Annotated in this window: 22 protein-coding genes; 3 read left to right on the top strand and 19 right to left on the bottom strand. The window is 62.6% G+C overall.

All coding sequences use genetic code 11. The annotated features are described in order from the left end of the window. Window positions 1-252 precede the first annotated feature (252 nt). On the top strand, window positions 253-447 hold the full coding sequence (locus NKH98_RS15760; RefSeq protein ID WP_352477178.1) for a hypothetical protein: 195 nt from the start codon (window positions 253-255) through the stop codon (window positions 445-447). A gap of 126 nt (window positions 448-573) precedes the next feature. On the opposite strand, the gene NKH98_RS15755 is transcribed toward NKH98_RS15760, so the two are convergent. From NKH98_RS15755 to NKH98_RS15725, 7 genes are all read right to left on the bottom strand, one after another. Beyond that, window positions 574-915: a hypothetical protein gene (locus tag NKH98_RS15755; RefSeq protein WP_352896575.1), complete on the bottom strand. Its 342-nt coding sequence runs from the start codon at window positions 913-915 to the stop codon at window positions 574-576. A gap of 74 nt (window positions 916-989) precedes the next feature. Then, window positions 990-1,532, bottom strand: a complete 543-nt coding sequence (locus NKH98_RS15750; protein WP_254817568.1) for a MerR family transcriptional regulator — start codon at window positions 1,530-1,532, stop codon at window positions 990-992. Window positions 1,533-1,774: 242 nt separating this feature from the next. Further along, window positions 1,775-2,098, bottom strand: a complete 324-nt coding sequence (locus tag NKH98_RS15745; RefSeq protein WP_023717292.1) for an integration host factor subunit alpha — start codon at window positions 2,096-2,098, stop codon at window positions 1,775-1,777. A 104-nt stretch (window positions 2,099-2,202) separates the two neighbouring features. Next, the gene (locus tag NKH98_RS15740) at window positions 2,203-3,174 is read right to left on the bottom strand and encodes a beta-ketoacyl-ACP synthase III (protein ID WP_352477176.1); all 972 of its coding nucleotides are present in this window, start codon (window positions 3,172-3,174) and stop codon (window positions 2,203-2,205) included. A gap of 9 nt (window positions 3,175-3,183) precedes the next feature. Next, a complete protein-coding gene (plsX, locus tag NKH98_RS15735; protein WP_254817566.1) occupies window positions 3,184-4,254 on the bottom strand; it encodes a phosphate acyltransferase PlsX in 1,071 nt (356 codons plus the stop codon). A 123-nt stretch (window positions 4,255-4,377) separates the two neighbouring features. After that, window positions 4,378-4,926, bottom strand: a complete 549-nt coding sequence (locus tag NKH98_RS15730) for a YceD family protein (protein WP_352899681.1) — start codon at window positions 4,924-4,926, stop codon at window positions 4,378-4,380. 41 nt (window positions 4,927-4,967) lie between these two features. Then, window positions 4,968-5,507 carry a ubiquinol-cytochrome C chaperone family protein gene (locus NKH98_RS15725; protein ID WP_254817564.1) on the bottom strand — a complete coding sequence of 180 codons (540 nt, stop codon included), beginning with the start codon at window positions 5,505-5,507 and terminating at the stop codon, window positions 4,968-4,970. A 114-nt stretch (window positions 5,508-5,621) separates the two neighbouring features. Here NKH98_RS15725 and NKH98_RS15720 point away from each other — a divergent pair, with 114 nt between their 5' ends. Then, complete coding sequence (locus NKH98_RS15720; RefSeq protein WP_352477172.1) at window positions 5,622-6,155, top strand: outer membrane protein assembly factor BamE; 534 nt, start codon at window positions 5,622-5,624, stop codon at window positions 6,153-6,155. A 128-nt stretch (window positions 6,156-6,283) separates the two neighbouring features. Here the strand turns inward: NKH98_RS15720 and NKH98_RS15715 are convergent, their stop codons facing one another. Both NKH98_RS15715 and NKH98_RS15710 read right to left on the bottom strand, forming a co-directional pair. Then, a complete protein-coding gene (locus tag NKH98_RS15715) occupies window positions 6,284-8,425 on the bottom strand; it encodes a sodium-translocating pyrophosphatase (protein ID WP_352899678.1) in 2,142 nt (713 codons plus the stop codon). A gap of 253 nt (window positions 8,426-8,678) precedes the next feature. Beyond that, on the bottom strand, window positions 8,679-9,179 hold the full coding sequence (locus NKH98_RS15710; protein WP_352881040.1) for a DUF2165 family protein: 501 nt from the start codon (window positions 9,177-9,179) through the stop codon (window positions 8,679-8,681). 79 nt (window positions 9,180-9,258) lie between these two features. Here NKH98_RS15710 and NKH98_RS15705 point away from each other — a divergent pair, with 79 nt between their 5' ends. Beyond that, window positions 9,259-9,492, top strand: coding sequence for a hypothetical protein (locus NKH98_RS15705; protein WP_352899675.1), 234 nt, complete (start codon window positions 9,259-9,261; stop codon window positions 9,490-9,492). A gap of 24 nt (window positions 9,493-9,516) precedes the next feature. Here NKH98_RS15705 and NKH98_RS15700 read toward each other — a convergent pair whose 3' ends face one another. From NKH98_RS15700 to nrdR, 10 genes are all read right to left on the bottom strand, one after another. Then, window positions 9,517-10,281, bottom strand: a complete 765-nt coding sequence (locus NKH98_RS15700; protein ID WP_352477169.1) for an ABC transporter permease — start codon at window positions 10,279-10,281, stop codon at window positions 9,517-9,519. Continuing rightward, complete coding sequence (locus NKH98_RS15695) at window positions 10,278-11,216, bottom strand: ABC transporter ATP-binding protein (protein ID WP_352899671.1); 939 nt, start codon at window positions 11,214-11,216, stop codon at window positions 10,278-10,280. The genes NKH98_RS15700 and NKH98_RS15695 overlap by 4 nt, the downstream gene beginning before the upstream one ends. Continuing rightward, on the bottom strand, window positions 11,213-12,388 hold the full coding sequence (locus NKH98_RS15690; protein WP_352899667.1) for an ABC transporter permease: 1,176 nt from the start codon (window positions 12,386-12,388) through the stop codon (window positions 11,213-11,215). The genes NKH98_RS15695 and NKH98_RS15690 overlap by 4 nt, the downstream gene beginning before the upstream one ends. 42 nt (window positions 12,389-12,430) lie before the next feature. Continuing rightward, a complete protein-coding gene (gene osmF, locus NKH98_RS15685; protein ID WP_352477167.1) occupies window positions 12,431-13,342 on the bottom strand; it encodes a glycine betaine ABC transporter substrate-binding protein OsmF in 912 nt (303 codons plus the stop codon). Between the two features lie 159 nt (window positions 13,343-13,501). Continuing rightward, window positions 13,502-14,719: an MFS transporter gene (locus NKH98_RS15680; RefSeq protein WP_352899664.1), complete on the bottom strand. Its 1,218-nt coding sequence runs from the start codon at window positions 14,717-14,719 to the stop codon at window positions 13,502-13,504. Continuing rightward, a complete protein-coding gene (gene nusB / locus NKH98_RS15675; protein ID WP_352899661.1) occupies window positions 14,716-15,216 on the bottom strand; it encodes a transcription antitermination factor NusB in 501 nt (166 codons plus the stop codon). The genes NKH98_RS15680 and nusB overlap by 4 nt, the downstream gene beginning before the upstream one ends. Next, a complete protein-coding gene (gene ribH, locus NKH98_RS15670; RefSeq protein ID WP_352899658.1) occupies window positions 15,213-15,707 on the bottom strand; it encodes a 6,7-dimethyl-8-ribityllumazine synthase in 495 nt (164 codons plus the stop codon). The genes nusB and ribH overlap by 4 nt, the downstream gene beginning before the upstream one ends. 130 nt (window positions 15,708-15,837) lie before the next feature. After that, window positions 15,838-16,455, bottom strand: coding sequence for a riboflavin synthase (locus NKH98_RS15665; protein ID WP_352899655.1), 618 nt, complete (start codon window positions 16,453-16,455; stop codon window positions 15,838-15,840). Window positions 16,456-16,485: 30 nt separating this feature from the next. Next, a complete protein-coding gene (gene ribD / locus NKH98_RS15660) occupies window positions 16,486-17,616 on the bottom strand; it encodes a bifunctional diaminohydroxyphosphoribosylaminopyrimidine deaminase/5-amino-6-(5-phosphoribosylamino)uracil reductase RibD (RefSeq protein WP_352899652.1) in 1,131 nt (376 codons plus the stop codon). A gap of 2 nt (window positions 17,617-17,618) precedes the next feature. Beyond that, window positions 17,619-18,128 carry a transcriptional regulator NrdR gene (nrdR, locus tag NKH98_RS15655; protein ID WP_023674492.1) on the bottom strand — a complete coding sequence of 170 codons (510 nt, stop codon included), beginning with the start codon at window positions 18,126-18,128 and terminating at the stop codon, window positions 17,619-17,621. Window positions 18,129-18,175 lie beyond the last annotated feature (47 nt).

Genomic DNA, 18,175 nt, shown 5'->3' with positions numbered 1-18,175 from the left:
GCCCGCTCGTCGGTGATTTGCCAAGCATCAAAGATAGCGTCACGGCATCGTGAACCGACGCCGGAATCAATGGCGGATGCCGGTGCGCCGACATCCGGCTGGATCATCGGCAGACACGGTTCGGAAACAAAATTCTACAGGCCGGAAAAACTGCCGAAAAACTTCAAGGCGATAGTCCCAACCGCACCGATCGGGTCACCGACCTGAATCGGTGACGCTTAAATTCCGCCTGCGCAAAAAGGAAACGATGTCATGAACAAGCCTCTTCTCTCCGCCCTTGGACTTGCAATCGCACTTGCCCTCTCGATGCCGATCATCGGCGCAAGCAGCGCGAATGCAACGACGATGCACGCCACCGTCAAGAAGCATCACCGCCATCACTACCATCACCGCGTCCACCACCACTACCGCCACCATCACAAGAAGGTTGTGGCGAAGAAGTACTGAAAACACCCTCGGTCGAACAACCGGCAATCAGGCGTTCTGGCCCTTGATCAAGGGCGGCACGCTTGCCGGGTTTGCCGTGTCGGCGAAAAATGGCGGCGGTCCGCTGACCGCCGCCATTTGCTTATCTCAACGTGTCGATCTTGAACGCGCCCGCGGTGCTTGTTGCTGCCGGCCGCCGAGGAACAGACTGGCGACGAGCCCGACCACAACCAGCCCGACAGCGGCCGCCGTCGCCGGGTGATCTCGGGCGGTCTTCTCGATCGCCCGGCCTTGCCTTCTGATTGCCGGCAAGGCGTCGCCGAGGCGCTCAGTGATATCCGAATAATAATCCGATGCGGTATCGCGCCCGTCTTCGTAAAAGGCGCCGCCCCGCTTTAACACGGCTTTCTTCAAGGTGGCCAGTTCCCTGGTCAGGGCCGCGACCTGCTTGTTCAGATCGGTGTCGGAGATGCTCGAAAGCGATGGCATGACGTGCTTCCTTCATATGTAGAAGGAAGCCTAACGCATGACCCTGAAGACCGTTCCGGTCAGCCCGGCGGGCTCTAGCGAACCTGATCGAGCAGGCGCTTGCATTCCAGGAGGTCGAACAGCGCCTCCTGCAGCAATGCGCGATTGTCACGGGAAAGCTTTGACGTGTCCGGCGGAACCGGACCTTCCTCGTCGGTCTTGCCGATGCCGAAAAAACGACGGCTGGGTTTCACCCTCGGCTGGCCGACCAGCATTTCGTCGTCCGGGCCGCGCGGCTGCGCCGCTTGCGTCAGCGGTACCGTGTCGGCCTGTCGGCGCTGCGAGATCGCCTCGACCGCCGCCATGTCGCCATTGCCGACGGCGATCAGAAACTGGTTGCCGTTCTCGCGCAACAGCTTCTGCACGCCCTTGATCGTATAGCCCTGATCGTAGAGCATATGGCGAATACCCTTGATCAGTTCGACGTCCTGCGGACGGTAGTAGCGGCGGCCGCCGCCGCGCTTCATCGGCTTGATCTGGTTGAAACGCGTCTCCCAGAAGCGCAGCACGTGCTGCGGCAAATCCAGATCCTCCGCGACCTCGCTGATGGTGCGGAAAGCATCAGGGCTCTTGTCCATGGACGAATCCTCACGCTAGAGCATGATCGCGAAAGGCGGGAACCGGGTTCGGGGGACATCACGCTTAACAAAGAAAGCAGCTTCCGTCCCGCCGGAACGGATCACACCCAAATACCGATCCGGCCTACCGAATCGCATCTTATTTCAGCGGTTTATGAAACAATATTCAAGCCCGGCGCAAAAGCAGGGTTCTTTTTCAACCGAAGCCTGGGGCATGATTCTCGGCAAAGTGGATCGGGCGTCTACTTGCTGCCCTTGGCTTTGCTGTTTTGATGGGAGCGCAGGATACGGTTCTTCAGCACGTTCGACGACTTGAAGGTCATCACCCGGCGCGGCAGGATCGGCACTTCCTCACCGGTCTTGGGATTGCGCCCGATGCGCTCGTTTTTCGAGCGGACGTGGAAGGTCGCGAAGGACGACAGCTTCACCGTCTCGCCGCGAACGATCGCCTCGCAGATCTCATTCAGCACCGCCTCGACAAGCTCGGCCGATTCAGTGCGCGACAGCCCAACCTTGCGGTAAACGGCTTCGGCGAGGTCGGCGCGCGTAAGTGTCTTTCCCCCCATACGAACCGTCCCATCAGCTCAAAAACATAAATCGATACAAGCAACGGCAGAACCTAAGTAATTGATCCGTCAAGGTCAAGGACCCGAACCCGATAGTTCGGCACTTACCAGCGGAGCAGGACGGCGCCCCAGGTGAAGCCGCCGCCCATCGCCTCAAGCAGCACCAGGTCACCCTTTTTGATGCGACCGTCGGCGACGGCCGCGGACAGTGCCAGCGGCACGGAAGCAGCGGAGGTATTACCGTGCAGATCGACGGTCACGACCACCTTCCGCTCCTCTATCCCGAGCTTTTTGGCCGAAGCGTCAATAATTCGTTTATTGGCTTGATGCGGCACGAACCAGTCGAGATCGGCGGCGCTGATGCCGGCCTGTGCGAACGTCGCCTCGATAACGTCGGTGATCATGCCGACCGCATGCTTGAACACTTCGCGGCCTTCCATCCTGAGGTGCCCGACCGTTCCGGTGGTCGACGGCCCACCGTCGACGAAAAGCTTGTCCTTGTGGATGCCGTCGGAGCGCAGGCTGGCCGCCAGAACGCCTCGGTCGGCGATGCCGCCTGCTCCCGTGCCTGCTTCCAGCACCATCGCGCCGGCGCCGTCGCCGAACAAAACGCAGGTCGAGCGGTCGTTCCAGTCGAGAATGCGCGAAAATGTTTCCGAGCCGATCACCAGCACCCGTCTGGCCAAGCCGCCGCGGATATAGAGGTCGGCGGTCGTCACTGCATAGACGAAGCCGGAGCAAACCGCCTGCAGGTCGAAGGCAAAACCGTGGTGCATGCCGAGCCGGTTCTGGATCTCGACCGCGGTCGCGGGAAAGGTGTTGTTGGGCGTCGAGGTCGCCAGCACGATCAGGTCGATGTCGTCCGCCATCAGGCCGGCGCTGTCGAGGGCTGCGCGCGCCGCCGCCTCGCCCAGCGAGGCCGTCGTCTCGTCGTCGGCCGCGATGTGGCGCTGGCGAATACCGGTGCGCTGGACGATCCACTCGTCCGACGTCTCGACCATGCCTTCGAAATCGGCATTCTTCATAATGCGGCGGGGCAGCGCGGCGCCCGTGCCGCGCACGACTGATCTGATCAATGCTCTTTCCTATTCCTTTGCGTCGATGACGACGTCGGATTTCCGGATTGTCTGGGCATTCGGATTGCGGGCATGGAACAGGTCGAGATCGGCTTCGATGCGGTCAAGCAGATTGTTGCGTACCATGTCGTAGCCAAGCTCGATCGCCGCCGCAAAGCCATCCGAATCAGCCCCGCCATGGCTTTTCACCACGATGCCGTTCAACCCGAGGAAGACGCCGCCATTGGAGCGGCCGACATCCATCTTCTCGCGCAGGCGATTGAAGGCGGTCTTCGCGAAGATATAGCCGATCCTGGCCATCAGCGTGCGGTTCATCGCCGCGCGCAGATACCCGGCGATCTGCCTGACCGTGCCTTCCGCCGTCTTCAGCGCGATGTTGCCGGCAAATCCTTCGGTAACGACGACGTCGACACTGCCCTTGCCGATATCGTCACCCTCGACAAAGCCATGGTAGTTCATCGAGGCCATGTTGGCCTCGCGAAGCATGCGGCCCGCCTCCTTGACCTCCTCCTGACCCTTGATCTCCTCGACGCCGACATTGAGCAGGCCGACGCTGGGCCGTTCGATGCCGAAAACCGAGCGCGCCATGCCGGTGCCCAGAATGGCAAAATCAACCAGTTGATGCGCATCCGCGCCGATAGTGGCGCCGACGTCCAGCACCACGCTTTCGCCGCGCAATGTCGGCCAGAGTGCTGCGATTGCCGGGCGATCGATGGTCGCCATGGTGCGAAGGCAGAACCTGGACATTGCCATCAGCGCCCCGGTATTGCCGGCTGAGATGCAGGCGTCGGCAGTGCCTGCCTTGACCGCCTCGACGGCCTTCCACATCGATGATTTCCAGCGACCATGGCGCAGCGCCTGGCTCGGCTTGTCGTCCATCCGGACTGCGATCTCGCAGTGGATGAACTCGCTCACGTCCGCCAGCTTGGGGAATTTGGCGAGTTCGGGCCGTACCGCTTCTTCGCGCCCATAAATGACGAAGCGTATATCCGGACGGCGGGTGGCGACAGTCATGAGCGCCGGGATGACCACGCTTGGCCCGTGATCGCCGCCCATGGCATCGATGGAAATCCTGATCACGCGGTGTTCATCTCACGGTTGCTTGGCCAGCGGGCTTGCCAAGGTACGGGGCTCGCGAAGGTTCGGCGAAAATAACGGTTTTGGGCTGCCGCACAACCAACTTTTCTCAAATTGGATCAGCTATCAGGATTTTCCCAACAGTGATCTGAGCTTTTGCTGGAACTCATTCTCCACAGGCTCGGCATCGCCGGCGGCCTCCAGCGACACACCGGGCTTGCGCGGATAGGGATCGATCGCCAAGCCAAAGAACTGTTCGGCAAGCGCTCCGACGTCGATGGCGTCGCCGGAAAAGGTCTCCGGGCTGTCCGGCCCTTCGGCGTCGAGTAGGATCTCACCGCCGCCGTCGAAACCTTGCCGGCCGAGCTTGGATTGCTCCGGCAGGAACAGCGCTTCGACCGGCTCGTCGATATGCGCCTTGACCGGGTCGAGGGTGACGATGCAGGCCTGCGTTACATCGGCCTCGACATGGCCGCTGACTTTCACCCCGTTGCGCTTCCAGGACTCGACCAGGAGTTCGGCGCGGTAGTTTTCGACCGAAAGCAGCTCGTGCTCGGCGGCCAGCAGGGCGCGCTGCCCGGCGTCGGCATCGATCACCACCGGCAGCCCCTTTTGCGGCAGCCGAGCGACATTTGCCCGGAATGACACTGGGCTGTGGATATCAGGACGTTTCATCTTCGCCTCCACTTCGCCATCTTCATTCGGCCTGCCGCCGCTCAAGCGTTGGCCACTGGAAATACCACCGTGCCGGAAACAATCGATTCGGTCGGCTGTTCCGTGAGTTGCCTGGATGCATCGGCGGCATAGAGTGCCAGTTGCGACGCTTGCGGCCAGGCGCCGGCATCGGGCCTGACATTGCGGGCAAGGGCGGCGGCAAGTGCATCATGGTCATTTCGTTGCAGTGCATCGTCATAGGCGGCGGTGCGGCCGTAGAACATCTTCGCCAGTTTCCGCATGCGCTTCGGCACGCCGACGTCGCCAATGCCCAATTCCCGCAACGAATGTTCGACATCCATGAAGAACTCGTCGATCAGCACCTGCGCAACCTCTGCCGCCGCACCACCCTCGCCGCGCAACCGGTGCTGGAACAGGAACATGTGCAACGACAGCATCTCGAAGCGGCCGAGCGGTGTGTCCGGCACGTTCCAGGCGGAATAAAACACCGTTTGCCGCGCCGCCGCCACGATTTGTGCGTAAAGCGCCTCGGTGATGGCGCGGTTGGCATGTCGTTCGCGGCCAAAGAGGCGCTGGAACATTTGAGGGTGGTCTCCCGGGACCGTTTGTTGAAGTGGCCTTGTTGCATCGGCAAGCAAGCTGGTTTACCGGTTTTGCGGCCCAGCGCAAGTTGCGGCCAGCTTATGGAGTTGTAGTTGCGCGCGCTGAAATTCAAGTCGACTTTTCTGCCCAGGCCCGCCGGTGCGGTTTCGCTACTGGTGATCGCTGCGGCGCTTTCTGCCTGCAATTCGTCCAAGATGATCGGCGATCTCAATCCGAGCGAGACGCTGACGCAAGGCTACGTCATCGACCAGCAGGCGATCGACCTGGTGCCGGTCGGCTCAAGCCGCGAACAGGTGCTGCTGGCGCTCGGCACTCCCTCGACGAAAGCGACCTTCGACAACGAGGCCTTTTATTACATTTCGCAGACGCGCAAGCGCTACGTCGCCTTCGACAAGCCGCGGCTGGTCGACCAGCATGTACTGGCAGTCTATTTCGGCGATGACGGGCGCGTCACGCAGATAGCCAATTACGGGTTGAAGGACGGCAAAGTGTTCGACTTCATCTCGCGCACCACGCCGACCGGCGGCAAGGACCAGAACTTCCTCAGCCAGATCATAAATGGCGCCAGCAAGCTGGCGCCCGGTATTCCCGGCGGCGGCGGCGGCAGCACGCTCGGCGGCACCTGATCCATTCCGGCGGAGGTCGGCTCCTTCTTTCCTTTTACTTCCCTCCCCGGAAGCGGCACATCTCAGGCAATGAAAAACCCGCGGGAGCGATCCCGCGGGTTTTTGTCTTAAGGTCGTAGCGACCGAGCTTAGCCGTGCGCGAGAACGGCCAGCAACAGCAGCGCGACGATGTTGGTGATCTTGATCGCCGGGTTGACCGCCGGGCCGGCAGTATCCTTGTAGGGGTCGCCGACCGTATCGCCGGTCACCGAAGCCTTGTGCGCTTCGGAGCCCTTCATATGCTTGACGCCGTCCTTGTCGACAAAACCATCTTCGAACGACTTCTTGGCGTTGTCCCAGGCACCGCCGCCGGAGGTCATCGAGATGGCGACGAAAAGGCCGTTGACGATGACACCGAGCAGCGAGGCACCGAGCGCGGCAAAGGCGGATGCCTTCGAACCGGAGATCAGGAGGACGCCGAAATAGACGACCAGCGGCGCCAGCACCGGCAACAATGACGGAACGATCATCTCCCGGATCGCTGCCTTGGTCAGAAGGTCGACGGCGCGCGCATAGTTCGGCTTCGAGGTGCCGGCCATGATGCCCGGATCCTCGCGGAACTGCTTGCGCACCTCCTGGACGATAGCGCCCGCGGCGCGGCCGACGGCGGTCATGGCGATGCCGCCGAACAGATACGGGATCAGGCCGCCGAAGATCAGGCCGGCGACGACGTAAGGATTGGAGAGGTCGAAGGAGACGTCGCCCATGCCCTGGAAGTACTGGTATTTGTCGCCATTGGCGGCAAAGAACTTCAGGTCGTTAGAATAGGCCGCGAACAGCACCAGCGCGCCGAGGCCGGCCGAGCCGATAGCGTAGCCCTTGGTTACCGCCTTGGTGGTGTTGCCGACCGCGTCGAGCGCGTCGGTGGACTGGCGCACTTCCTTGGGCAGGCCGGCCATTTCGGCAATGCCACCGGCATTGTCGGTAACCGGGCCGAAGGCATCGAGCGCGACGATCATGCCGGCGAGGCCGAGCATCGTCGTCACCGCGATCGCCGTGCCGTAGAGGCCGGCAAGCTGGTACGTCGAGATGATGCCGCCGACGATGACGATCGCCGGCAACGCCGTCGCTTCCAGCGAGACCGCGAGGCCCTGGATGACGTTGGTGCCGTGACCGGTGACCGAGGCCTGGGCGATGGAGTTCACCGGACGCTTGTTGGTGCCGGTATAATATTCGGTGATCACCACGATGAGGCCGGTCACCGCAAGGCCGACAAGACCGCAGATGAACAGGTTCGTGCCGGTAATAGCCATGCCGGCGACGGTGCCGATCTCCCCCCAGCCGATACATGCCGAAGTGGCTACGGCAAGGCCGACAATTGACAGCAGCCCGGTGACGATCAGGCCCTTGTAGAGCGCGCCCATGATCGAGCCGCTGGAACCAAGCTTGACGAAGAAGGTGCCGACGATCGAGGTGAGGATGCAGGCGCCGCAGATGGCCAGCGGATAGAGCATGGCCGCGCCGAGAACGGCGGTGCCACCGAAGAAGATGGCGGCCAGGACCATCGTGGCGACCACAGTCACTGCATAGGTCTCGAACAGGTCGGCCGCCATGCCGGCGCAATCGCCGACATTGTCGCCGACATTGTCGGCAATGGTGGCGGGATTGCGTGGATCGTCTTCGGGAATGCCGGCTTCAACCTTGCCGACGAGATCCCCGCCAACGTCGGCTCCCTTGGTGAAGATGCCGCCGCCGAGACGGGCGAAGATCGAGATCAGCGAGGCGCCGAAGCCGAGCGAAACAAGCGAGTCGATGACGACGCGATCGTTTGGCTGCAGACCCATGAACTGGGTCAGGATCAGGTAGTAGATGGAGACGCCGAGAAGGGCCAGGCCAGCAACCAGCATGCCAGTGATGGCGCCCGACTTGAAGGCGATCTCGAGGCCGGCAGCGAGGCTGTTGGAAGCCGCCTGCGCGGTGCGCACATTGGCCCGCACCGAGACGTGCATGCCGATGAAGCCAGCGGCACCCGACAGAACGGCGCCGATCAGGAAGCCGATGGCGGCGGTAATCGAAAGCAGCCACCAGGCGAGCAGCAGGACCACGACGCCGACGATGGCGATGGTGGTGTACTGGCGCGCCAGATAAGCCTGCGCGCCTTCGCGGATGGCCGCGGAAATTTCCTGCATGCGTGCATTGCCCTGATCGGCCGCGAGAACCGAACGTGTCGCCCAGATGGCGTAAAGGACTGAAAGCAGACCGCAGGCGATGACAGCTGAAATTATGGTCATTGCCGAATTTTCCTCGATTGGTGGCCCAAAAGAACCCCTCCCCGGGCCGTTGAGACAGGGGACGAATTTTCCGCAACCGGAATCCGTCCCTTCGCAGCGGCTTATGCGAAACAGGGCTCGGAACGTCAAGATATTGTTCGGTTCTTGTCCGGCTTTCGCCCAAAAGATCCCGGGTTTCGTCCAAAAGGCTGGACGGCAGTGCGCCTGTCGACACCGCCATCCGGTTAGATCGATTGAAATCGACGAAGGGCCGTCAAGCTTTGCGCGGGTCGCCATCCGGCTGGACGACGAAGACCAGCACCACCAGCATGGTCATGTAGAATTTGAACGCCGCCTCCTGACCGTTCCATGTCGAAGACTGCCACATGGCAAACCACTCGCCGCCAACGACCATGAAACCGAAACACCAAACGAGAAAGCCCATTGTGGCGGCAATGATGGCGAACTTCTTGGCATCGTTGAAAGCCTGTCCGCTGGCGTTGCGCGCCTGCCAAAGTTGCCAGGCGGCGATCAGGTAGAGCAGGCAGGTCAGCGCCTCGCCAAGGATGATCAGCCAGTAGCCTGCCGTCCACAAGGCCGGGTTGGTGATCGAGCGGTACATCAGTGCGTTGCCGGGAAAGGTCGTGTCCATGCTCAGCACATGCTGGACAAAGGCGAAGTTTGAGCCGTAATCGGTGATGTTGCCAAAGGCGACGAGGAAGGCGAAAGCCGCCAGACACAAACACATGACGATCTTGGAGAAACGCGCGGTCATGGCAAGAACTCCTGCTGAAAGATCGGGGCATCGCACTCATCAATCGCCGAGTCCCGAAGATCGCGCAACGGGTGGCCCAGTGATCATCGTACTCACAGCCATTGCAAGACATTATGCCGGCAAGCAAGACATTGCCGAGACTGTCGAAGCCCTCGATCTCGATAGTGATTGCGCTGTGGGCGACTTGGTCTCTGTGGTTAGAGCCGATACACAGCATGATTTCGCCGTCAGCCGCCGCCGCTGGATCGCCAGCGGGACGGGTATGGCGCTCGAACTGACGCTTGATCATCCGGCGCGTTCGATCGGCCGCTGAACGGAACGAAGCTCGCTCGGAGGCTTACTCCGCCTCGCGTCCCATGCGCCGCGCTGTGTAGCGCTCGATCGCCGACAGCCCGTCATAGATCAGTACGGCAAGGGCGGCGACGATCAGGCCGCCCTGCAGGATGAAGGCGAGGTTGTTCGACAGTAGGCCGGCGATGATCACCTCGCCCAATGTCCTCGCCGCGACTGTCGAGCCGATGGTCGCGGTGGCAAGGCTGATCACCACCGATAGCCGGATACCGCCGAGAATGATCGGCGCGCTGAGCGGCAGCTCGACCTTGACCAGCCTTTGCCAGCCAGTCATGCCGGCGCCACGCGCCGCCTCGACGACGTTGGCCGGCAGCGTGGTCAGGCCGGTCAGCGCGTTCTCGAAGATCGGCAGCAGGCCATAGAGAAACAGCGCAATCAGCGTCGGCTTTTCGCCGAAGCCGACCGCCGGCACGGCAAGCGCCAGCACCGCTACCGGTGGAAAGGTCTGGCCTATATTGACCAGGCTGCGCGACAGCGGCAGGAATTCGGCGCCGGCTGGCCTGGTGACCAGAATGGCGAGCGCGACCGCAACGATCGTCGCGGCAACCGTCGCGATCAGCACGGTCCGCAGATGCAGCAGCGTCAGCGTCAACAGGCTGCCCTGATTGTAGATTACCGGCGCATTGTTCTCTGTCAGCGGCTTCAGCAGCGGTTCGAACCAGCCGGGATTGGTGACGAAGGCGATAAGCAGCACCACCAGGGCAAGCCTGAGCAGTGATGGAAGCCAAGCCTTTAAGCCAGCCTCTTTCATGCCGGTCTCGCCGCGCGCTTAACTAGTCCGTCCACCGTGACGCGGCCAAGCGGCTTGCCGTCGGTATCTGTCACCGGCAGCGCAGGGCGGCCCGACCACAGGAGTTCGGCGAGCGCGTCGCGCTGGCTGGCGTCACCGGGGATCGCCTCGCCTTCGGCGGTGCCGTTTTCCACCGCGTCGCGGACCCGGCCAAGCGACAACAGCCGGAACGGTTTTTCGCTGGCACCTACCAGGGTTTCGACAAACGCGCTGGCCGGTCTCGCCAGTATTTCGGCCGGCCCGGCATATTGCACCACTTTGCCGCCGTCCATCACGGCGATCTTGTCGCCCATGTGAACGGCCTCTTCCATGTCATGGGTGACCAGGATGATGGTGGTGCCGAAGCGCTTCTGGATTGCCAGCAGATCCTCCTGCGCCTTGTTGCGGATAATCGGATCGAGCGCCCCGAACGGCTCATCCATCAACAGCACGTTGGGTTCCGCGGCAAGCGCCCGAGCGACGCCGACGCGCTGCTGCTGGCCGCCGGAAAGCTCGTGCGGATAGCGTGGCCCGTAGTCTTGCGGGTCGAGCTGGTATAGCGTCATCAGTTCGTCGACGCGGGCCTTGATGCGGTTGGCGTCCCAGCCGAGCAATACCGGCACAGTGGCGATGTTCTGCGCCACCGTGCGATGCGGAAACAGGCCGTGGCCCTGGATGGCATAGCCTATGCTGCGGCGCAGCTCATAATCCGGCACCGAGCGGTTGTCGACGCCGTCGAGCTTGATCACGCCCGATGTCGGCTCGACCAGCCGGTTTATCATGCGAAGCAGCGTCGTCTTGCCGGAGCCGGAGGTGCCGACGATGACGGCGATGCTGCGCGGCTCGATTACCATCGACACGTCGTTGACGACTGTCGTCTCGCCGTAGCGCTTGGTGATGCCTTCGATCTCGATCATGCCGTTTCAACCCTGCGCTTGCTGGCGCTCATTTCGATCACTGCATCGAGGATGATGGCGGCGGCGAAGGCCAGCGCCACCGTCGGCACGGCGCCGAGCAGCACCAGGTCCATCGCCGTCTGACCGACGCCCTGGAACACGAACACGCCAAAGCCGCCGCCGCCGATCAACGCGGCAATCGTGGCGAGGCCGATATTCTGCACCAGCACGATGCGGATGCCGGTGAGGATCACTGGAAAGGCCAGCGGAAACTCGACGCCGAGCAGCCGCTGGCGGTCGGTCATGCCCATGCCGCGCGCTGCGTCGTTGGCGGCACGCGGCACACCGGCAAGGCCGACCACGGTATTGGCCACCACCGGCAGCAGCGAATAGAGGAACAGGGCGACGAAAGCCGGCGCTGTGCCGATACCGCGAATGCCGAGCGCGGCAGCACCCGGCACATGCGAAGCGACCCAGCCGAGCGGCGCGATCAAGAGGCCGAACAGCGCGATCGAAGGAATGGTCTGGATGATGTTCAGCACGTTGAGCACGCCGGCCCGCAATTTCTCGACGCGATGGCAGAGGATGCCGAGCGGCAGGCCGATAATCACCGCAGCCGCCAGCGAACCCAGCGCCAACGTCACGTGCTTGGAGCCTTCCGCCCAAAAACTATCGGAGCGATTGAAATATTCCTTGAGGATCGACAGGCTGTTCCAGCTTCCCGAAACGAGCAGCAGGCCGATTGCCGCTGCGGCGACAATAAGCACGCCGACCCGTGCCTGCGGCGACAGGTTCAGCCTTGTAAGCACGTCGGCGAGCAGAAGGGTGAAGGCGAAGATAAGTAGCCAGAATCCCGAAGCCGGCGAGATACGGGCGAAGGTGTTGCCGGCGGGCGTCAGGAAGCTGCCGGCAACGCCAATCAGCAGCGCCAGCGCCGCAAGTGCAACCACACTGGCGGCGAGGCGCAGAGCAAGCGGCGTTTTCAGCAGCGCAATGAGCGCCGCTGCGACAACAATCGCCATCAATAGCGGACCGACCGCCGCGGGCAAAGATTCGAGGATCGAGCGCGCCTCGCCGGGTACGATGCGATTGGCGCGGAAGGTGGCGAATGGCGCCGCGAAAGCCGCATAGGCCGATATCGCCGCGATGACCACGCCAAGCTTGTCGAACCGGATGCGCACGCCCTCCCCCATCGGCCGATCCGGCGCACCTGAAGCGGAGCGCCGGAAATCGCCTTACTTCAGGAAGCCGTTCTTTTTCAAAAAGTCCTCAGCGACGCCCTTGACTGGCTCGCCGCCAACCTGCACGCGGCCATTCAACTCCTGCAGCGTGACGAGATCGAGCTTGGCGAAGACCGGCTTCAGCAGCGTCTCGATTTCGGGATGCTCCTTCAGCACCGCCTCGCGGATGATCGGCGCTGGCTGGTAGACCGGCTGCACACCCTTGTCGTCTTCAAGCACGACGAGGCCGGAGGGCGCGATGCCGCCGTCGGTGCCGTAGACCATGGCGGCGTTGGCGCCGTTGGTCTGGTTGGCCGCAGCGGCAATGGTCGCCGCCGTATCGCCGCCCGACAGCGTGATCAACTGGTCCGGCTTCAGCGTGAAGCCATAGGTCTTCTGGAAAGCGGGCAGCGCGGCCGCCGAATTGACGAACTCGGCGGAGGCCGCCAGCACCACCTTGCCGCCGCCCGAGACATATTTGCCGAAGTCGGAAAGGGTGACGAGCTTATTGGTATCGGCGACCTCCTTGCGCAGGGCGATCGCCCAGGTGTTGTTGGCCGGTGACGGTGACAGCCAGACGATCTTGTTGGCGTCGTAGTCGAGCTTCTTGGCAGTCTCGTAGGCCTTGGCGGCGTCTTTCCACACCGGATCGTCGGCCTTCTCGAAGAAGAAGGCGGCGTTGCCGGTGTATTCCGGATAGATGTCGATCTCGCCGGCTGTAATCGCCTTGCGCACCACGGGCGTGCCGCCGAGCTGGATACGGTCGGTGGTCTGGATATTATTGGCGTTCAGCACCAGTTGGATGATATTGCCGAGCACGCCGCCCTCGGTGTCGATCTTCGACGACACCACCACCTGGGCACTCGCCGAGGCAAACGTAATTCCGAGCGCTAGTACAGCGCCGGCCAGAACCTTGATTGAAAACATCTCACAAATCCCTTGCTGTGAACCGGAATACGGCTGCCGCATATGAGCATGGCTTCGATGCCCCGTCGGGGTACACGGTTTCATAAGAGGGGGGATGGGCGCAATAATTTTGTTCGGATGTGAGTGAATCCGCTGCCGCGACGTCCCGACAGCGTGACGTCAGTTGGCCGCCCGCAAGCCCGTCATCTTCAACACGCCCAGTGCCACGAAGCACAGCGCGACGACCGGGAAAATCATCCAGTTCAGCATCTCCCAGCCCCAGGCATTGTAGACCGCGCCCGACATCAGCGAGGCGAAGGCGACGGAGCCGAACAGGACGAAATCGTGGAACCCCTGGACCTTGCCTTTTTCGGATGGCTGGTAGCTGTCGGCCACCATGGCAGTGGCACCGATGAAGCTGAAGTTCCAGCCAAGGCCGAGCAGGATCAGCGTCGTCCAGAACTGCCACAGTGCCAACCCCGACAGCGCGACTATGCCGCAGCCAATGAGCAGTACCAGGCCGATAGCCACGATCCGTTCCGCGCCAAAACGATGGATCAGCGACCCCGTGAAGAAGCTCGGCGCGAACATCGCCATGACGTGCCAGGAAATGCCGAGCGTGGCGTCGTCGGTCGAAAGGCCGCAGCCGACCATGGCCAGCGGCGCGCCGGTCATCACGAAGCTCATCAGTGCGTAGCTGCCGATGGCGCAAAACAACGCCGCGACGAAGCGTGGCCTGGTGACGATTTCTGAGAGCGGCCTGGCGTCGCTGTCGGAAATTTCCACCTTCTTGGTTGCCTTGGCTGGGATACGCAACAAAGAGAGAATGGCGGCGCCGACCGCCGCCAGCACCAGGATGGACGCAAACGAGCCGGCAAACTTCACCGGCGAGAACAGATCGCCGGTGAAGATGACGATCTGCGGCCCGAGTATGGCGGTGACGATGCCGCCGGCCAGCACGAAGGAGATGGCACGCGCCTTGAATTCAGGCGGGGCATTGTCGGCGGCGGCAAAGCGGAATTGCTGGACGAAGGCGCCCCCGATCCCGATCACGGCCAAGCCGAAAGCGAACAGCCAGAAGCTGGGATGAAACAGCGCCAGCGTGGCGATCAGGCCGCCAAGCGCTGTCACCGCCGTTCCGGTCATGAAGCCGTCGCGCTGGCCGAGCCGGCGGATGATCGCCGCGGCCGGCAGGGAACCGAGTGCCACGCCGACATTGAAGCCGGTGATCGGCGCGGTTGCCAGCGACTTGTCAGCGTCGAGCAGATACTGCCCGGCCAATCCGCCCATGGAAATGGCGATGGGGGCGGCCGAGCCGATGATCGCCTGCGAGGCTGCGAGGATGAAGGCGGTGCGACGCGCTTCCTTGCCCGCCTCAACGGCGACGACGGCAGTCATGAGGCGTCCTTGCCGCGGCCCTCGCCACGCACCCGGCGCGACACGCGATCAAGCACGGCATTGACCAGTTTCGGCTCGTCTTCCTCGTAAAATGCCTTGGCGATGTCGACATATTCGGAGACGATGACCGCCACCGGCACGTCCTCGCGCTGCATCAGCTCGTAGACGCCGGCGCGCAATATGGCGCGCAATGTGGAATCGAGCCTCGACAGAGGCCAGTCCTGGGTCAGTGCCTGTCGGATGATCGGATCGATGGTCTTCTGGTGCTCGACGACGCCTGCAAGAATGGCGCGAAACCATTGCGCATCGGCTTCGCGATAGAGCGCGCCGTCGACTTCCTTGCCGAGCCTGAACGCCTCGTATTCGGCGGTGATCTCAAACACGCCGCTGCCGGCGACGTCCATCTGGTAGAGCGCCTGTACAGCGGCCAGACGGGCTGCACCGCGCTTGTTGGCATGGCGAACCGCAGGCTGGCCGGGCGAAGCGGGTTCGCTCACGTTCGCTCTCCCAGCTGTTCCTTTAGAGCGATCATGGTCAGCGCCGCACGCGCCGCAAAGCCGCCCTTGTCGCCTTCCGAACGCATGGCCCGTGTCCACGCCTGTTCGTCGTTTTCGGTGGTCAGGATACCGTTGCCGATACAGACCGAATCCTGCACGGACAGGTCCATCAGGGCACGGCTGGATTCATTGGCGACGATCTCGAAATGATAGGTGTCGCCGCGGATGACTGTGCCGAGGGCGACGAAACCGTCATAGTTCGTCCCGCCTTCGGAGGCACCGTCGAGCGCGAAGGAAATCACGGCGGGGATTTCGAGCGAGCCAGGAACGGTGACGACATCGTATGTCGCGCCCGCTTCGTCGAGCGCGCTGGTCGCGCCTTCGAGCAGCGCGTCGGCAAGGCCGTCGTGAAAGCGCGCCTCGATGACAAGAAGGTGCGCCTTCTTCTTCGGACGGATGAACGCTTTGCCGTGTTGGGATGTGCCTGCCATAGATGTCTCCGGGGATCGCCGGTGACTTAGGCCGAAGCCGGTTTGATCGCAAGCGGAAGATTGCCGAAGGAACTTTCAAGGCCAACCTGGCGGCGATCGCATCAGGGAATGGGCTTTATGGACGAGCGCCTCAAAGCCCCTCCTTCGCCGCCTCCATCAGCCGCGCGGCGTAGCGGGCCATGGTGTCGATCTCGAGATTGACCCAGTCGCCGACCTGGCGTTCGCCCCAGGTGGTGACGGTCAGCGAATGATGGATCAACAGCACGTCGAAGCGGGTGCCTTCGACCTTGTTGACGGTGAGCGAAGTGCCGTCGAGTGCGACGGAACCCTTGGGGGCGATGAATTTGGCAAGCTCGCGCGGTGCTTCCAGGGTAAAGCGCACGGCGTCACCCTCTTCCTTGCGGGCCACGATTTCGGCCGTGCCGTCGACATGGCCTGATACAATGTGGCCACCGAGTTCGTCGCCGATCTTCAGCGCCCGCTCCAGATTGATCCTCGTACCGGATTTCCAGGCCATAGCGGTCGTCAGCCTGAGTGCTTCTTCCCAGGCCTCGACCTCGAACCACCGTGCGTTGGCGCCGTCTTCCGGCAATCCCGTTACCGTCAGGCAGACGCCGCCACAGGAAATCGAGGCGCCGATGGCAATGGTCTGCGGATCGTAGGCGGTGTCGATACGCAAACCGACGCCTTCCCTGAGCGGCTTCACGGCAGCGACGGTGCCGACATCGGTGATGATTCCAGTGAACATTAGTTTGGCCCCGTGAACATCAGTTCGGTCCTAGATGTCTCTTATCCATTCCGCATATGTGTCTTCGCCGAAACGCATGCTGCGCAATTTGCGAAATCCCGGCGGGATATTGTTGGCATCGATTGGCGATACAATGCCGCCCTCGCCGATCGCGTCCGGCCCCTGGAACAGCACGATACGATCAACCAGTTTTTCATCGAGGAACGCCTTGGCCACCCTGGCGCCGCCCTCGACCAGGAGGCTGGCCATACCGAGCGCCGCCAGATCCTCGAGCAGTTCCGGCAGCGCAATATCGCCTTCATACGTCTCAGTGCCGATGAAGCGAACGCCGACGCGTTCGAGCGCGGCGCGCCGGTGCGGATCGGCCTCGGCGCAGGCAGCGATATAGAGCGGCACGCGGTCGACGCCGGCGACCAGTTTCGAAGTCTCGGCTAGCCTGATCTGACGGTCGAGCACGATGCGCGCCGGCGAACGGCTCTCCAGTCCCGGAAGCCTAACCGTCAGCGCCGGATCGTCCTCCAGTGCCGTGCCGATGCCGATCAATATGCCATCGGCTTCGGCCCGCATCAGATAGACTTCGCGCCGGGCGATATCGCCGGTGATGGAGACTTGTCCCTCGCCTCTCATGCCGATCTTGTTGTCGCTTGAAAGCGCAAGCTTCAGAATCACTTCCGGGCGTTTTTTGAGAGATCGAATCAAATAGCCGGCCATCTGCTCCGCGGCGTCGGCCGCCAGCACTTTTTCCACCACCTCGACCCCAGCGGCACGCAAGATTGCGTAGCCCTTGCCGGAAACACGCGGGTCTGGATCGCTGGCAGCGCCGACCACACGCGCCACGCCGGCACTGACCAGCGCATTGGCGCAAGGCGGCGTGCGGCCGTGATGGGCGCAGGGCTCCAGCGTTACATAGGCGGTGGCGCCGCGCGCCAGTTCGCCGGCCTCTGCCAAAGCCTCGGTCTCGGCATGCGGCCGGCCGCCGACGGCGGTGACGCCGCTGCCGACGATCATCGGCCCGTTGCCGTCATCACGCACGATCAGCGTGCCGACGGAAGGATTGGTCGAGGTCCGGCCGGCATTCTTGCGCGACAGCCTGAGGGCTGCCGCCATATAGCGGCGATCGAGGAGCTCTTGCTCAGCCGTGCTGCGTTCGGACCCTGCCATGCTCAACTGGCATCCTCTTCGCTCTTCAGCTCTTCGCCCCTGGGCTCGTCGGTTTTGAGCTCGTCGCCTTTGAGTTCGCCCAATACGTCGTGGAAATCCTTGGCCTCGCGGAAATTGCGGTAGACGGAGGCAAAGCGCACATAGGCGACATCATCGAGCGACTTAAGCGCCTCCATGACCAGCCGGCCGACTTCGCCAGAAGCCACTTCGGTCTCGCCCGAGCTTTCAAGCTGGCGCACGATGCCGGTCACGGCCCGGTCGATGCGCTCGGGATCGACATTGCGCTTGCGTACCGCGATCTCGACCGAGCGCAGCAGCTTGTCGCGGTCGAACGGCACCTTGCGTCCAGACTTCTTCACTACGACAAGGTCGCGCAGCTGTACCCGCTCGAACGTGGTAAAACGGCCGCCGCAATCGGGGCAGACGCGCCGCCTGCGGATCGCCGCGCCGTCTTCGGCGGGGCGTGAATCCTTCACCTGCGTATCTTCGGACTGACAGTAGGGACAGCGCATGGAGGGCCTTCGGTTCGCGATTCTCGTGGAGCGAAAGGCTTAGAGGT

Source organism: Mesorhizobium sp. M0833 (assembly GCF_040319905.1).
In the GTDB taxonomy this organism is placed as follows: domain Bacteria; phylum Pseudomonadota; class Alphaproteobacteria; order Rhizobiales; family Rhizobiaceae; genus Mesorhizobium.
The sequence above is the reverse complement of the archived record's forward strand: the minus strand, read 5'-3'. Positions and strand labels throughout refer to the sequence as shown.

What these genes read in the sequence shown, in the direction of transcription:
- NKH98_RS15750 (WP_254817568.1), bottom strand. Translation starts at nt 1,532, where the DNA reads ATGGACAAGAGCCCTGATGCTTTCCGCACCATCAGCGAGGTCGCGGAG.
- NKH98_RS15710 (WP_352881040.1), bottom strand. Translation starts at nt 9,179, where the DNA reads ATGACCGCGCGTTTCTCCAAGATCGTCATGTGTTTGTGTCTGGCGGCT.
- NKH98_RS15745 (WP_023717292.1), bottom strand. Translation starts at nt 2,098, where the DNA reads ATGGGGGGAAAGACACTTACGCGCGCCGACCTCGCCGAAGCCGTTTAC.
- osmF (WP_352477167.1), bottom strand. Translation starts at nt 13,342, where the DNA reads ATGTTTTCAATCAAGGTTCTGGCCGGCGCTGTACTAGCGCTCGGAATT.
- NKH98_RS15755 (WP_352896575.1), bottom strand. Translation starts at nt 915, where the DNA reads ATGCCATCGCTTTCGAGCATCTCCGACACCGATCTGAACAAGCAGGTC.
- NKH98_RS15725 (WP_254817564.1), bottom strand. Translation starts at nt 5,507, where the DNA reads ATGTTCCAGCGCCTCTTTGGCCGCGAACGACATGCCAACCGCGCCATC.
- ribH (WP_352899658.1), bottom strand. Translation starts at nt 15,707, where the DNA reads ATGGCAGGCACATCCCAACACGGCAAAGCGTTCATCCGTCCGAAGAAG.
- ribD (WP_352899652.1), bottom strand. Translation starts at nt 17,616, where the DNA reads ATGGCAGGGTCCGAACGCAGCACGGCTGAGCAAGAGCTCCTCGATCGC.
- NKH98_RS15680 (WP_352899664.1), bottom strand. Translation starts at nt 14,719, where the DNA reads ATGACTGCCGTCGTCGCCGTTGAGGCGGGCAAGGAAGCGCGTCGCACC.
- NKH98_RS15665 (WP_352899655.1), bottom strand. Translation starts at nt 16,455, where the DNA reads ATGTTCACTGGAATCATCACCGATGTCGGCACCGTCGCTGCCGTGAAG.
- NKH98_RS15690 (WP_352899667.1), bottom strand. Translation starts at nt 12,388, where the DNA reads ATGGGGGAGGGCGTGCGCATCCGGTTCGACAAGCTTGGCGTGGTCATC.
- NKH98_RS15700 (WP_352477169.1), bottom strand. Translation starts at nt 10,281, where the DNA reads ATGAAAGAGGCTGGCTTAAAGGCTTGGCTTCCATCACTGCTCAGGCTT.
- NKH98_RS15730 (WP_352899681.1), bottom strand. Translation starts at nt 4,926, where the DNA reads ATGAAACGTCCTGATATCCACAGCCCAGTGTCATTCCGGGCAAATGTC.
- NKH98_RS15760 (WP_352477178.1), top strand. Translation starts at nt 253, where the DNA reads ATGAACAAGCCTCTTCTCTCCGCCCTTGGACTTGCAATCGCACTTGCC.
- NKH98_RS15715 (WP_352899678.1), bottom strand. Translation starts at nt 8,425, where the DNA reads ATGACCATAATTTCAGCTGTCATCGCCTGCGGTCTGCTTTCAGTCCTT.
- nrdR (WP_023674492.1), bottom strand. Translation starts at nt 18,128, where the DNA reads ATGCGCTGTCCCTACTGTCAGTCCGAAGATACGCAGGTGAAGGATTCA.
- NKH98_RS15695 (WP_352899671.1), bottom strand. Translation starts at nt 11,216, where the DNA reads ATGATCGAGATCGAAGGCATCACCAAGCGCTACGGCGAGACGACAGTC.